Origin of the sequence: Pseudomonas sp. B21-009, from assembly GCF_024749345.1 — a bacterium.
Lineage (GTDB): Bacteria > Pseudomonadota > Gammaproteobacteria > Pseudomonadales > Pseudomonadaceae > Aquipseudomonas.
On sequence record NZ_CP087199.1, the window covers coordinates 5,708,196 to 5,720,504 of the forward strand.

A 12,309-nucleotide genomic window follows, 5' to 3' on the forward strand; every position below is an offset into this window, starting at 1 on the left:
CGGTTTCAGCTCGCCATGAACCACCCCCACGAAATTCGCCCCGACCTCGACCAGGGCATTGACCGCAAGGTGCTCAGCCAGCTGCGCCAACGCTTCCTGAAGCTCAACCAGGGGCGCCTGGGGCGGGCCATGGACGGGCTGTCGAGCCGCCAGCAGCAGGTCTTGACCCTGCTGCCGCTGTTTTTTCACGTCAATCACCCACTGTTGCCCGGTTATGTCTCCGGCACGACGCCCGCGGGGGTCGCCAACTTCGAGCCTGATGCGCAACTGCTGGCCGAAGCCCAGCGCCTGACCCGCTCATTTTCGTACAAGGCCCGGCGCGGCAACCCGCCCCAGCCGATTCACGGGCTGTTCCTGATGGGCAGCCTGGGCACCCTGGCCCAGGCCGAGCAGAGCGACATGGACGTCTGGGTCTGTCACGCCGCCGACCTGAGCGAAAGCGAACTGGCGGAGTTGCGCAAGAAATGCCTGCTGCTGGAAATCTGGGCCGCCAGCCAGGGCGCCGAAGCCCACCTGTTCTTGATCGAGCCGCAAGGCTTCGTCCAGGGCGAACGCGACGGCCAGCTCAGCTCCGATGACTGCGGCACCACCCAGCATTACCTGCTGCTCGACGAGTTCTACCGCACCGCCATCTGGCTGGCCGGGCGCACACCCTTGTGGTGGCTGGTGCCGGTCTATGAAGAGCCACGCTACCGGCAATACATCCAGACCCTGCTGTCCAAGCGTTTCGTGCGTGCCGAAGACCACCTCGACCTCGGCCACCTGGCGCACATCCCTCCGGGCGAATTCGTCGGCGCCGGGCTCTGGCAACTGTTCAAAGGCATTGAATCGCCCTACAAGTCGGTGCTCAAGCTGCTGCTTACCGAGGTCTACGCCAGTGAACACCCGCAGGTGCAGTGCCTGAGCCTGCAGTTCAAGCAGGCGGTGTTCAGCAATCGCCTCGACCTCGACGAGCTCGACCCCTACATGATGGTCTACCGGCGTATCGAGCAGTACCTGCAAGGCCGCGGCGAACGCGAGCGGCTGGAGCTGGTGCGGCGCAGCCTGTACCTGAAGGTCAACAAGAAGCTCAGCGGCCTGGCCCGCCAGCGCAGTGCCAGCTGGCAGCGGGACCTGCTGCAGCGCCTGAGCCAGGAATGGAGCTGGGATCAACGCCAGCTGGCGCTGCTCGACAGCCGCAGCCAATGGAAAGTCCGCCAGGTGGCGGTCGAGCGCCGGGAGCTGGTAGCCGAGCTGAACTACAGCTACCGCTTCCTCTGCCAGTTTGCCCGCAGCCAGAACGCCACCAGCCGCATCGACCAGCGCGATCTCAGCGTGCTCGGCCGGCGCCTGTACGCCGCCTTTGAACGGCGCGCCGGCAAGGTTGAGTTCATCAACCCGGGCATCGCCCCGGACCTCGCCGAAGACACCCTGACCCTGGTGCAGTCACCCAACCGCAAAGAGCCCGGGCAGACCCACTGGGGCCTGTACAACGGCAACCTCGGCGTGCACGAGTGGGAGCACTTCGCGCCGATCAAGCGCTGCCGCGAACTGCTCGAACTGCTGACCTGGGCGCACCGCAACGGTGTGATCGACAGCAGCACGCGCCTGGCCCTGCACCCGGGCAGCAGCGACCTGAGCGAGTATGAGCTGTTCAACCTGCTCGGCAGCCTGCAACAAAGCGTCGCCCTGCCCCTGGCGGTGGTCAGCGAACAGCGCCTGCTGCAACCGAGCGTGGTGGACGAGATCCTGCTGCTGGTCAATGTCGGCATCGACCCGCTACAGCACCACCGCGACCTGAACATCCTGATGACCACCGAGCGCACTGACTCGCTGAGCTACGCCGGGGTGCGGGAAAACCTGGTGCTGACCCTCGACCAGGTCACCCTCAACAGCTGGAACGAAGTGCAGGTGCACCGCTACGACGGCGAACATGCCCTGCTGCGTTGCCTGCGTGATTACCTCAACAGCCTGGGCGCCGGCCACACGCCCAGGCTGCGGGTCCGCTGCTTCTGCCACAACCGCGCCCAGGCCATCGCCCTGCGGGTCGAGGAAGTGTTCGCCAGCACTCAGGCGCTGCTGGCGCAGAACCTCAACCAGCGCTACCTGTTGCAAGTCGAGCAGCACACCCATGTACTGGAACTGCAACGCGGCGCGGTAAACCTGGTGACCCTCGACGATCCGGACGCGGTGCTGCGCTACCTCGGTGAAGAACGCAGCGACTACAGCCCCCTGCACCTGGACGCCAATGCCCTGCAGGAGCTCGACCTGGCGCAACTGCTGCCGCTGGGCCAGCCGCAGTGCATCCAGCTGTTCTATCGGCTGCAGGACACCTGGGCGGATGTCTACGTACTCGATGAGCACAATGCCCTGTGGCAGCAGCGCTTGCCGTTTCACGATGAAAACAGCCTGTTGTTGCCGCTGCAGCGCTTCTTGCAATCGATCGTGTTTCGCCGCGACGCACGCCTGCCGCTGGACAGCCTGCAGGCCCAGGGCTCACTGGATATTCTTTATTACCAATTGTTGCCATCAGGCACTGGCAAGGTTCGCCAGGTAGAAGCGCGCCAGGTCGAGGTCAAGGCCATCGACCGGCCCTACTACGAAGTGCAGGCGATTTTGCAGGCAGGCGCCAGCGATGACGTGCAAGTCACGCTGTACTGCAATCAGCGGGAGTTTTCCCAGCTCGAGCATGGCGACCAGCTGTATGCGGTGGTCGCCCGCGAGATCATCGAGCAGCGCCGCGAGGCTGAGCGCTACCGCTGCTACATCACCGACCTGGACTTGTCGGGCCTGCTGGCCGACGGCCTGGGATCGAGCATTCTCTACCTGCGCTACAAGGGCGAACTGGAGCGGGCGCTCAACGAGGCCCTGGCGCAGGCTTGAGGCTCAGAGGTCGAAGTCACCAGCCGCTTCTGGCTGGTATTCGACTTCAAGCAGTTTGAGCTTGAGGGTCTTGCCGCCCGGGGCCGGCCAGTCGATCTGCTCGCCTACCGACAAGCCCAGCAGCGCGCTGCCGATCGGCGCGAGGATGGAGATCTTGCCTTCGTCGGCGTTGGCGTCTTTCGGGTAGACCAGGGTCAGGTGGTAGTCCTTGCCGCTGGCTTCTTCGCGGCAATGAACCCGGGAGTTCATGGTCACGACACCGGCCGGAACTTCCTCGTGACCGACCTGTTCGGCGCGGTCGAGCTCGTCCTGCAAGGCGAGCACACCCGGCGAGTCCTGCGTCTTCTCATCGAGGCTGTCGATCAGACGCTCAAGACGCTGCACGTCCAAGCGGGTGACGATAATGGAAGGGTGGGTGCTCATGATCCGGTCAGACTCCTTTTTCTGGGCGATATAAAGCAAAACCCCGCCCAAGGGCGGGGTTTGCAGGAATTCGGCACAGCCGAAACAGGTTCGACACTACCACAGCCAAGTAAATACACAATACCCGCAGGGTCTATGCCAACCCGGCCAGCTGTCGACGCGCCAGCGCCTCGCGGCAGATCTGCCGGCGCTGCTCGTCATCGGCCGCGCGCCACTGGCGAATGTCCTCGACATGGCGATAGCAACCGATGCAGACCTTGTGTTCATCCAGCCGGCAGGTGCTGATGCACGGCGACGGTACTGCCGGGCTGACGTTACTGTAGAGCGGCTTGGCCGGCTTGGCTGCGCTGCTCATCAGATGTCGTCGAAATCGAGCTTTTCACCCGCCCGCTCCCAGACGATGCGCTCCAGCATCTCGCCCAGCAATTCCTCGGTCTTTTCACAGGTCCACTTGCCGTTCTGCTCGTCGTAGTCGAAGTGGAAACCACCGGACTTGTCGGCCAGCCACAGCTGGCGCAGCGGTTCCTGGCGGCTGAAGATCAGCTGGCTGCCGTTGTCGAACTTGATGGTCAGGACCCCTGCCGAGTTCTCCATGTCCAGATCCAGGTCAGTCTCGTCGAACAGGTCTTCCAGCGCCTGTTGGGTCGCGTCGACCAGGTCGTGAAAACGCGCTTCGGTCAAACTCATTGCAAGAACCTCAAAAATGTCTGCACACACGCAAGCCGGGCAAGATACGAGCGCGGCGCGCCGAATGCAAAGGATACCGACCTGCGCCAGGCAGCGCAGCCACCACCCCGCCCGACGGCGGGTTGCCCGCATAGGCAAGGGGCCGGGCGCTCGGTATACTCGGGCGCAATACTGCTTATTACAAAGGATTACGCCATGAAGCGCCTGATCTCCACCCTCGCGGCGCTCGTCGCGGTTGCCTGCCTCGTTTCCGCCTGCGGCCAGAAGGGCCCGCTGTACCTGCCAGACGACAGCAAAGACGGTAAAAAGTCGCAATCGCACAAGCACCAGTAAGGGTAACCCATGGACGCTTTCAACTACCGCGACGGTCAGCTGTTCGCGGAAGGCGTGGCCCTGTCGGCCATCGCTGAACGTTTCGGCACGCCGACCTACGTCTACTCGCGCGCCCACATCGAGGCCCAGTACCGTAGCTACGCCGATGCTCTGGAGGGTGTTTCGCACCTGGTGTGCTTCGCCGTCAAGGCCAACTCCAACCTCGCTGTGCTGAACCTGCTGGCCCGCCTGGGCGCAGGTTTCGACATCGTTTCCGGCGGTGAGCTGGAGCGTGTACTGGCCGCGGGCGGGCGTGCCGATCGCGTGGTGTTCTCCGGCGTCGGCAAAACCCGCGAAGACATGCGCCGCGCCCTGGAAGTCGGCGTGCACTGCTTCAACGTCGAATCCACCGACGAGCTCGAGCGCCTGCAGGTAGTGGCCGCCGAAATGGGCGTACGCGCGCCGGTTTCGCTGCGGGTCAACCCGGACGTCGATGCCGGTACCCACCCGTACATCTCCACGGGCCTGAAAGAAAACAAGTTCGGTATCGCCATCGCCGATGCCGAAGAGGTGTACATCCGCGCCGCGCAACTGCCGAACCTGGAAGTGGTCGGCGTCGACTGCCATATCGGCTCGCAGCTGACCACCCTGGAACCCTTCCTCGATGCCCTCGACCGCCTGCTGGCGTTGATCGACCGCCTCGGCGACTGCGGCATCCTCCTGCGTCACCTGGACCTGGGTGGCGGCGTCGGTGTGCGTTATCGCGACGAAGAGCCGCCGCTGGCCGGCGACTACATCAAGGCCATCCGCGAGCGCGTCGGCGACCGCGACCTGGCCCTGGTGTTCGAGCCGGGCCGCTATATCGTCGCCAACGCTGGCGTGCTGCTGACCCAGGTCGAGTACCTCAAGCACACCGAGCACAAGGATTTCGCCATCGTCGATGCGGCGATGAACGACCTGATCCGCCCAGCCCTGTACCAGGCCTGGATGAACGTCACGGCGGTGCAGCCGCGTGCCGGCGAAGGCCGTGTTTACGACATCGTCGGGCCGATCTGCGAAACCGGCGACTTCCTCGCCAAGGAGCGCGAGCTGAACCTGGCCGAAGGCGACCTGCTGGCGGTGCACTCGGCGGGCGCCTATGGTTTTGTCATGAGCTCGAACTACAACACCCGTGGTCGTTGTGCCGAAGTGCTGGTCGATGGTGACCAGGCCTTCGAAGTGCGTCGTCGCGAAACCGTGGCCGAGTTGTTCGCCGGCGAAAGCCTGCTGCCGGAGTAAACCCATGCTGCTGCGTTTTACCAAGATGCATGGGCTGGGCAACGACTTCATGGTCCTCGACCTGGTCAGCCAGCATGCGCACATTTTACCCAAGCACGCCAAGCAATGGGGCGACCGCCACACCGGCATCGGTTTCGACCAGTTGCTGATCGTCGAGGCGCCGAGCAATCCGGAAGTGGATTTCCGCTACCGGATCTTCAACGCCGACGGCTCCGAGGTCGAACAGTGCGGCAACGGTGCGCGCTGCTTTGCGCGCTTCGTGCTGGACAAGCGCCTGACTGCGAAAAAACGCATCCGCGTTGAAACCAAAGGCGGCATCATCGAGCTGGACGTGCGCAACGACGGGCAGATCAGCGTCGACATGGGCCCGCCGCGGCTGGTGCCGGCCGAGATCCCGTTCGACGCGCCGGCCCAGGCCCTGAGCTATCCGCTCGAGGTTGCCGGGCGCACTGTCGAACTGGCGGCCGTGTCGATGGGCAACCCCCATGCCGTGCTGCGCGTCGACGACATCAACGCCGCGCCAGTGCACGAGCTGGGCGCGCAGATCGAACATCACCCGCGCTTCCCGCAGCGGGTCAATGTCGGTTTCATCCAGGTCATCGACCGTCACCGCGCGCAACTGCGGGTGTGGGAACGCGGCGCGGGCGAAACCCAGGCCTGCGGTACCGGTGCCTGCGCCGCTGCCGTGGCGGCGATCAGCCAGGGCTGGATGGATTCACCGCTGTTGATCGACCTGCCGGGTGGGCGCCTGTCCATCGAATGGGCAGGCCCGGGCAAACCGGTGTTGATGACCGGCCCCGCCGTACGCGTGTTTGAAGGACAGGTTCGTCTATGAGTGAGTACCAGCCATGACCGATCAGCCCCAGGCTCCCGCCGAACAGCCCACCGACCTTAGCGCCGAGGGCTCGAAGCCCACCCTCGGGGCTGAGGCCGTGGTTGCCTACCTGCGCGACAACCCGACGTTCTTCGCCGAGCACGACGAACTGCTCAGCGAGCTGCACATTCCCCATCAGCGTGGCGATAGCGTGTCGCTGGTCGAGCGCCAGCTCAAGCTGCTGCGCGACCGCAATATCGAGATGCGTCACCGCCTGTCGCAACTGATGGACGTGGCCCGCGACAACGACCGGCTGTTCGACAAGACCCGCCGGCTGATCCTCGACCTGCTCGATGCTGACAGCCTCGAAAGCGTGGTGATGGCTGTCGAAGACAGCCTGCGCCAGGAGTTCAAGGTGCCCTTCGTCAGCCTGATTCTGTTCGGTGAAACCGCCGCGCCGGTCGGCCGCTGGGTCAACAGCGGCGACGCCCAGCAAGCCATTGGTGGCCTGTTGTGCGCCGGCAAGACGGTCAGCGGCAACTTGCGCGATCATGAGCTGGACTTCCTGTTCGGCGAAGAGCAGCGCAAGGAAGTCGGCTCCAGCGCCGTCGCCACCCTCAACCACCAGGGCCTGCACGGCGTACTGGCGATCGGTAGTCGCGACCCGCAGCATTACAAGAGCACGGTCGGTACCCTGTTCCTCAGCTACATCGCCGAAGTGCTCGGCCGGGTCGTCCCGCGCCATACCCAGACCCTGCGTCCGGTGCGCTAGTGGAACGCCAGCTGGAGGCCTTCTGCGCGCACTTGCGCAACGAGCGCCAGGTGTCCGAACACACCCAGCTGGCCTACCGACGCGACCTCGAAAGCGTCCTGGCGTTCTGCGCCAAGGGCGGCATCGACAGCTGGAACGCCCTGCAGATCCAGCACCTGCGCCAACTGATCGCCCGCCAGCATCACCAGGGCCAGTCCTCGCGCAGCCTTGCCCGCCTGCTCTCAGCGGTGCGCGGTTTCTACCGTTACCTCAACCGTGAAGGCCACTGCAGCCACGATCCGGCCAACGGCCTGTCAGCGCCCAAGGGCGAACGGCGCCTGCCCAAGACCCTCGACACCGATCGCGCCCTGCAACTGCTGGAAGGTGCGGTCGAGGATGAATTTCTCGCCCGCCGCGACCAGGCCATGCTCGAGCTGTTCTACTCCTCCGGCCTGCGCCTGTCGGAGTTGACCAGCCTCAACCTGGAGCAGCTCGACCTGCCCGGCGGCCTGGTGCAAGTCCATGGCAAGGGCAGCAAGACCCGCGTGCTGCCGGTCGGGCGCAAGGCCCGCGAGGCGCTGGAGCAATGGCTGGTGCTGCGCGCCGGCAGCGGCCCGCAGGACGGCGCGGTGTTCGTCAGCCAGCAGGGCCGGCGCCTGGGCCCACGGGCCATTCAACTGCGGGTGCAAGCCGCTGGCGCCCGCGAACTGGGCCAGAACCTGCACCCGCACATGTTGCGACACTCCTTCGCCAGCCACTTGCTGGAATCGTCCCAGGACCTGCGCGCCGTGCAAGAGATGCTCGGCCACGCCGACATCGCCACCACGCAGATCTACACTCACCTGGACTTCCAGCACCTGGCCGCCGTGTATGACAGCGCCCACCCCCGGGCCAAACGCAGTAAGGGCAGTGACTCATGAGCATCAAGCTGATCACCTTCGACCTCGACGACACCCTGTGGGACACCGCACCAGTGATCGTCAGCGCCGAGACCACCCTGCGCGACTGGCTGGCAGCCAATGCGCCAACCCTGGGCGCGGTTCCGGTCGAGCACCTGTATGCCATTCGCGAGCGCCTGGTGCAGGCAGAACCCGGGCTCAAGCACCGCATCAGCGCCCTGCGCCGGCGCGTACTGTTCCATGCCCTGGAAGAGGTCGGCTACAGCGAGAACAAGGCCCGTGAGCTGGCCAACGAAGGCTTTGAAGTGTTCCTCCACGCCCGCCACCAGATCGATATCTTCCCTGAGGTGCAGCCGGTGCTGGAGATCCTCCGTCACCACTACACCCTGGGCGTGGTCACCAATGGCAACGCCGATGTGCGCCGCCTGGGCCTGGCCGATTACTTCAAATTTGCCCTGTGCGCCGAAGACCTAGGCATCGGCAAACCCGACCCGCAACCCTTCCTCGAAGCCCTGCGCCAGGGCGAAGTCGAGGCGACTGCGGCGGTGCACATTGGCGATCACCCCGGCGATGACATTGCCGGGGCCCAGCGCGCCGGCCTGCGGGCGATCTGGTTCAACCCCCAGGGCAAGGCCTGGGAAGCCGAGAACCGCCCTGACGCGGAGATCCAGCGCCTGTCGCAGCTGCCTGAACTGCTCAACAGCTGGCGCTGAAGCGCAGACACAAAAAAGCCCGCAGCGACGGCGGGCTTTCTTGCTGACGGGGCCACTCAGATAGGGCGGCTACCGTACTTGTTGTCCGGCTTCTTGGGCGGATCGGCGACCACGTTGGCCTCCACTTCCTGCACCTTGCCACCACGGGAGAGAAACTCTTCCATGGCCTTGGCCAGGGCATCACGCTCCTTCTGCTTGGCTTCCATGCTCGGCATGTCTTCTACCGAGACTGCCGCCGACTTCGACTTGCCTTTGGCTACGGGAGCCGGGCTGTCGTCGCCGCTGTCGTCAGCCACATCATCGGCTGCCGCTTCGAGGCCTTCATCGCCTTCGTCTTCATCGCCTACTTCGAGGTCGTCAGTTTCCAGATCGTCGTCGCTCATGTTCTACCTCATGACTTGCGAAAAGCAGATTAGTTATAGACCAGCAACGTCGAAAATCGACAGCTGCCAGAAAAAATTCAAGGACCGCAGGCAGGCTGCGGGCCGTGGTTGCGCCACAACGAATGGCGAGAACCGGGCAAACCCCACGTCACGGGCGAGGTCTGTACAAATAAAGAGCGGGCGGCGGTAATGCGCCGACATACCCTGGCATGATCGACTCGCTTATTGGCAAGCCTAGCAAAGGGTACGGAAGTTTGCGGACAGCTCGTCAGCACCCTTCGGCGCGCATTCTAGCGTGCTCAGAGAAAAAGCAAAGTGCCTAAATTTCACTGAGCGCTGTAAGTTTTCTACCCACGTCGCACGCAGCCATCAAAGCGCGGCAAGAAACCGTTTGCGCCTGAGAGAAGTGACAAAATCCGGACAAAAAAATGCCCGGCAAGCCGGGCAAGATTTTTTCGAGGACGTTACAGGTTGTAGCCGCGCTCGTTGTGTTGCGCCAGGTCGAGACCGACCGACTCTTCTTCTTCGTTGACCCGCAGGCCCATGACCAGATCCAGCACCTTGAGAATCACGTAGGTGACGATCGCGGTGTAGATCACGGTAAAGCCGACGCCCTTGGCCTGAATCCAGACTTGCGCGCCGATGTCTTCGACGGTGCCGAAGCCGCCCAGTGCCGGGGCTGCGAACACGCCGGTGAGGATCGCGCCGACGATACCGCCGATGCCGTGCACGCCGAAGGCATCCAGGGAGTCGTCGTAACCCAGTTTGCGCTTGAGGCTGGTGGCGCAGAAGTAGCAGATCACGCCCGCCACCAGGCCGATTACCAGGGCGCCCATCGGCCCGACAGTGCCGGCAGCCGGGGTGATGGCCACAAGACCGGCGACCACGCCCGAGGCGATGCCCAGTGCGCTTGGCTTACCGTGGGTCAGCCACTCGGCGAACATCCAGCCCAGGGCCGCTGCGGCGGTAGCGATCTGGGTCACCAGCATGGCCATGCCGGCGGTGCCGTTGGCGGCAGCGGCGGAGCCTGCGTTGAAGCCGAACCAGCCAATCCACAGCATGGCCGCGCCCATCAGCGTATAGCCGAGGTTGTGCGGCGCCATTGGCGTGGTCGGGAAGCCCTTGCGCTTGCCCAGTACCAGGCAGGCCACCAGGCCGGCAATACCGGCGTTGATGTGCACCACGGTGCCGCCCGCGAAATCGAGTACGCCCCAATCCCACATCAGGCCGCCGTTACCGCTCCAGACCATATGGGCGATGGGCGCATAGACCAGGGTGAACCAGATGGCCATGAAGATCAGCATCGCCGAGAACTTCATGCGCTCGGCAAAGGCACCGACGATCAGCGCCGGGGTGATGATCGCGAAGGTCATCTGGAAGGTGATGAACACCGCTTCGGGGAACAGCGCCGCCGAAGAGGTCAGGCTCGCCGGGGTCACGCCGGCGAGGAACGCCTTGGACAGACCGCCAACGAAGGAATTGAAGTTGACGACACCTTGCTCCATACCGGTGGTATCGAAGGCCAGGCTGTAGCCGTAAACCACCCACAGGACGCTGATCAGGCCGGTGATCGCAAAGCACTGCATCATCACCGACAGCACGTTCTTGGAACGCACCATGCCGCCGTAGAACAGGGCCAGACCAGGGATGGTCATGAACAGCACCAGGGCTGTAGCGGTCAACATCCAGGCGGTGTCGCCGGAGTTGAGCACGGGGGCTGCCGCCTCCTCTGCCAGGGCCAGGCCAGGCATTACGAGGGACAAAAGGGCTCCTAGCCCTGCGAACTGACGCAGAGTCATATTGTTATCTCCTGGGGCGTTGGGGTTTGGTGAGGCTTTTTTTAGATCGCGTCGGTATCGGTTTCGCCGGTACGGATGCGAATCGCCTGCTCCAGATTGACCACGAAAATCTTGCCGTCACCGATCTTGCCGGTGTTGGCCGCCTTGGTGATCGCCTCGATGACCCGGTCCAGATCCTTGTCGTCGATGGCGACGTCGATCTTCACCTTGGGCAGAAAATCGACCACATACTCAGCGCCGCGATACAGCTCGGTGTGACCTTTCTGCCGGCCGAAACCTTTGACTTCAGTGACAGTAATGCCCTGCACGCCGATTTCGGACAGCGACTCGCGCACGTCGTCCAACTTGAACGGCTTGATGATGGCAGTGACTAGCTTCATGAAACTCTCTCCCGAATTGGTGGACTTGCCCCAGGAAAACAAACCCGACTCAAGTCTAAGCGCAGTGCCTGGCTTTGTAACGCGTCGTCATGGTGACTGCATCAGTGCATGGGTCATGAAGGACATAGCAGAAACCTTGCCAGAATGGTTAAAGCCCAGAATTACAGGGACTTAGGTTGCACAACCCGACTTGGCCAGTCGCCAGCACGGGTTTGCTGCACAACAACGGTGCGCGGCGTTTCGCCGCCATGCGCGAAAAGCGTGCAGCATTGGGGCGCTGAGGCTGCGTGTTACACTGGCGCCCCATTGCATACTGTGGACAGCCGAACATGCTCGCGCCCAAAGCCTTTCTTGATGCCCTGAGCGACCAGGCCTCGCGCCTGTTCAGCAGCGACACCTCGCAGCCTCGCAGCGAAATCGAAAGCCAGTTCAAAGCCCTGCTGCAAAGCGGCTTCAGCAAACTCGAGCTGGTCAGCCGGGAAGAATTCGACAGCCAGATGGTCGTCCTGGCCCGCACCCGCGCCCGTCTTGAGGCGCTCGAAGCCAAGGTCGCGGAAATGGAAGCACGCCTGAACCCGCCTGCTGCCGAGTGAGCTTGCGATGACGCCTTCTACTGAGTACCCGGTGCTGTTGTTCTCCTATGGCACCCTGCAGGACAAAGCTGTGCAGCTGGCCAACTTCGGCCGTGAACTGGTCGGCCAGGAGGACCAGATGCTCGGTTACAGCCAGGCCTGGGTGGAAATCACCGACCCGCAAGTCCTGGCCACCAGCGGCAAGACCCACCACCCGATCGTCACCCCCAGCAGCAATGCCGACGACAGCGTACCCGGCATGGTCTTGCAGATCAGCGAAGCCGAACTTGCCGCGGCGGATGCCTATGAAGTGTCCGACTACAAGCGGGTTGCGGTGACCCTGGCCTCTGGTCTGACGGCCTGGGTTTACGTGCGCGCCTGAGCGACGCGGTAGTGGTCAAGGCGTCGCACATAACGCTCGGCGTGGCTGGCTGTA

Annotated in this window: 15 protein-coding genes; 9 read left to right on the forward strand and 6 right to left on the reverse strand. The window is 63.6% G+C overall.

What is annotated here, in order from left to right:
• Positions 1 to 15 precede the first annotated feature (15 nt).
• Positions 16 to 2,862: a class I adenylate cyclase gene (locus LOY34_RS26440; protein ID WP_195885305.1), complete on the forward strand. Its 2,847-nt coding sequence runs from the start codon at positions 16 to 18 to the stop codon at positions 2,860 to 2,862.
• Positions 2,863 to 2,865: 3 nt separating this feature from the next.
• Here LOY34_RS26440 and rnk read toward each other — a convergent pair whose 3' ends face one another.
• The 3 genes from rnk to cyaY all read right to left on the reverse strand — a co-directional run bounded on the left by rnk (position 2,866) and on the right by cyaY (position 3,972).
• Positions 2,866 to 3,285, reverse strand: coding sequence for a nucleoside diphosphate kinase regulator (gene rnk, locus LOY34_RS26445; protein WP_093378130.1), 420 nt, complete (start codon positions 3,283 to 3,285; stop codon positions 2,866 to 2,868).
• A gap of 133 nt (positions 3,286 to 3,418) precedes the next feature.
• Positions 3,419 to 3,640 (reverse strand): DUF1289 domain-containing protein, encoded by a 222-nt coding sequence (locus LOY34_RS26450; protein ID WP_045200987.1) that lies wholly within the window; start codon positions 3,638 to 3,640, stop codon positions 3,419 to 3,421.
• Positions 3,640 to 3,972, reverse strand: coding sequence for an iron donor protein CyaY (gene cyaY, locus LOY34_RS26455; protein WP_045200985.1), 333 nt, complete (start codon positions 3,970 to 3,972; stop codon positions 3,640 to 3,642). The genes LOY34_RS26450 and cyaY overlap by 1 nt, the downstream gene beginning before the upstream one ends.
• Positions 3,973 to 4,167: 195 nt before the next feature.
• On the opposite strand from cyaY, the gene lptM reads away from it, so the two are divergent.
• Genes lptM through LOY34_RS26485 form a run of 6 tightly spaced genes read left to right on the forward strand, consistent with a single transcriptional unit; the run spans position 4,168 to position 8,739 of the window.
• Positions 4,168 to 4,305 (forward strand): LPS translocon maturation chaperone LptM, encoded by a 138-nt coding sequence (gene lptM / locus LOY34_RS26460; protein WP_045200983.1) that lies wholly within the window; start codon positions 4,168 to 4,170, stop codon positions 4,303 to 4,305.
• Positions 4,306 to 4,314: 9 nt separating this feature from the next.
• Positions 4,315 to 5,562, forward strand: a complete 1,248-nt coding sequence (gene lysA / locus LOY34_RS26465) for a diaminopimelate decarboxylase (RefSeq protein ID WP_093378127.1) — start codon at positions 4,315 to 4,317, stop codon at positions 5,560 to 5,562.
• A gap of 4 nt (positions 5,563 to 5,566) precedes the next feature.
• On the forward strand, positions 5,567 to 6,397 hold the full coding sequence (dapF, locus tag LOY34_RS26470) for a diaminopimelate epimerase (RefSeq protein ID WP_045200978.1): 831 nt from the start codon (positions 5,567 to 5,569) through the stop codon (positions 6,395 to 6,397).
• 13 nt (positions 6,398 to 6,410) lie between these two features.
• Positions 6,411 to 7,148, forward strand: a complete 738-nt coding sequence (locus LOY34_RS26475) for a DUF484 family protein (RefSeq protein ID WP_195885306.1) — start codon at positions 6,411 to 6,413, stop codon at positions 7,146 to 7,148.
• On the forward strand, positions 7,148 to 8,047 hold the full coding sequence (gene xerC / locus LOY34_RS26480; RefSeq protein ID WP_045200974.1) for a tyrosine recombinase XerC: 900 nt from the start codon (positions 7,148 to 7,150) through the stop codon (positions 8,045 to 8,047). Before LOY34_RS26475 ends, xerC begins: the two co-directional genes overlap by 1 nt.
• Positions 8,044 to 8,739, forward strand: coding sequence for an HAD family hydrolase (locus LOY34_RS26485; RefSeq protein WP_045200972.1), 696 nt, complete (start codon positions 8,044 to 8,046; stop codon positions 8,737 to 8,739). Before xerC ends, LOY34_RS26485 begins: the two co-directional genes overlap by 4 nt.
• 56 nt (positions 8,740 to 8,795) lie before the next feature.
• Here the strand turns inward: LOY34_RS26485 and sutA are convergent, their stop codons facing one another.
• From sutA to glnK, 3 genes are all read right to left on the reverse strand, one after another.
• Entirely contained in the window at positions 8,796 to 9,122 is a 327-nt protein-coding gene (sutA, locus tag LOY34_RS26490) for a transcriptional regulator SutA (protein WP_045200970.1), read from the reverse strand.
• A 464-nt stretch (positions 9,123 to 9,586) separates the two neighbouring features.
• The gene (locus LOY34_RS26495) at positions 9,587 to 10,921 is read right to left on the reverse strand and encodes an ammonium transporter (RefSeq protein ID WP_045200968.1); all 1,335 of its coding nucleotides are present in this window, start codon (positions 10,919 to 10,921) and stop codon (positions 9,587 to 9,589) included.
• 41 nt (positions 10,922 to 10,962) lie between these two features.
• A complete protein-coding gene (gene glnK / locus LOY34_RS26500) occupies positions 10,963 to 11,301 on the reverse strand; it encodes a P-II family nitrogen regulator (protein ID WP_002555808.1) in 339 nt (112 codons plus the stop codon).
• 329 nt (positions 11,302 to 11,630) lie between these two features.
• Between glnK and LOY34_RS26505 the strand changes: the two genes are divergently transcribed.
• Both LOY34_RS26505 and LOY34_RS26510 read left to right on the forward strand, forming a co-directional pair.
• Entirely contained in the window at positions 11,631 to 11,894 is a 264-nt protein-coding gene (locus LOY34_RS26505; protein WP_195885308.1) for an accessory factor UbiK family protein, read from the forward strand.
• A 7-nt stretch (positions 11,895 to 11,901) separates the two neighbouring features.
• Positions 11,902 to 12,255 (forward strand): gamma-glutamylcyclotransferase family protein, encoded by a 354-nt coding sequence (locus LOY34_RS26510; protein ID WP_093378104.1) that lies wholly within the window; start codon positions 11,902 to 11,904, stop codon positions 12,253 to 12,255.
• Positions 12,256 to 12,309 lie beyond the last annotated feature (54 nt).

Excerpts from the sequence above, each read along its gene's own strand:
- lptM (WP_045200983.1), top strand. The coding sequence starts at position 4,168 with ATGAAGCGCCTGATCTCCACCCTCGCGGCGCTCGTCGCGGTTGCCTGC.
- cyaY (WP_045200985.1), bottom strand. The coding sequence starts at position 3,972 with ATGAGTTTGACCGAAGCGCGTTTTCACGACCTGGTCGACGCGACCCAA.
- LOY34_RS26495 (WP_045200968.1), bottom strand. The coding sequence starts at position 10,921 with ATGACTCTGCGTCAGTTCGCAGGGCTAGGAGCCCTTTTGTCCCTCGTA.
- LOY34_RS26450 (WP_045200987.1), bottom strand. The coding sequence starts at position 3,640 with ATGAGCAGCGCAGCCAAGCCGGCCAAGCCGCTCTACAGTAACGTCAGC.
- LOY34_RS26440 (WP_195885305.1), top strand. The coding sequence starts at position 16 with ATGAACCACCCCCACGAAATTCGCCCCGACCTCGACCAGGGCATTGAC.
- sutA (WP_045200970.1), bottom strand. The coding sequence starts at position 9,122 with ATGAGCGACGACGATCTGGAAACTGACGACCTCGAAGTAGGCGATGAA.
- dapF (WP_045200978.1), top strand. The coding sequence starts at position 5,567 with ATGCTGCTGCGTTTTACCAAGATGCATGGGCTGGGCAACGACTTCATG.
- LOY34_RS26475 (WP_195885306.1), top strand. The coding sequence starts at position 6,411 with ATGACCGATCAGCCCCAGGCTCCCGCCGAACAGCCCACCGACCTTAGC.
- LOY34_RS26505 (WP_195885308.1), top strand. The coding sequence starts at position 11,631 with ATGCTCGCGCCCAAAGCCTTTCTTGATGCCCTGAGCGACCAGGCCTCG.
- LOY34_RS26510 (WP_093378104.1), top strand. The coding sequence starts at position 11,902 with ATGACGCCTTCTACTGAGTACCCGGTGCTGTTGTTCTCCTATGGCACC.
- LOY34_RS26485 (WP_045200972.1), top strand. The coding sequence starts at position 8,044 with ATGAGCATCAAGCTGATCACCTTCGACCTCGACGACACCCTGTGGGAC.
- lysA (WP_093378127.1), top strand. The coding sequence starts at position 4,315 with ATGGACGCTTTCAACTACCGCGACGGTCAGCTGTTCGCGGAAGGCGTG.
- rnk (WP_093378130.1), bottom strand. The coding sequence starts at position 3,285 with ATGAGCACCCACCCTTCCATTATCGTCACCCGCTTGGACGTGCAGCGT.
- glnK (WP_002555808.1), bottom strand. The coding sequence starts at position 11,301 with ATGAAGCTAGTCACTGCCATCATCAAGCCGTTCAAGTTGGACGACGTG.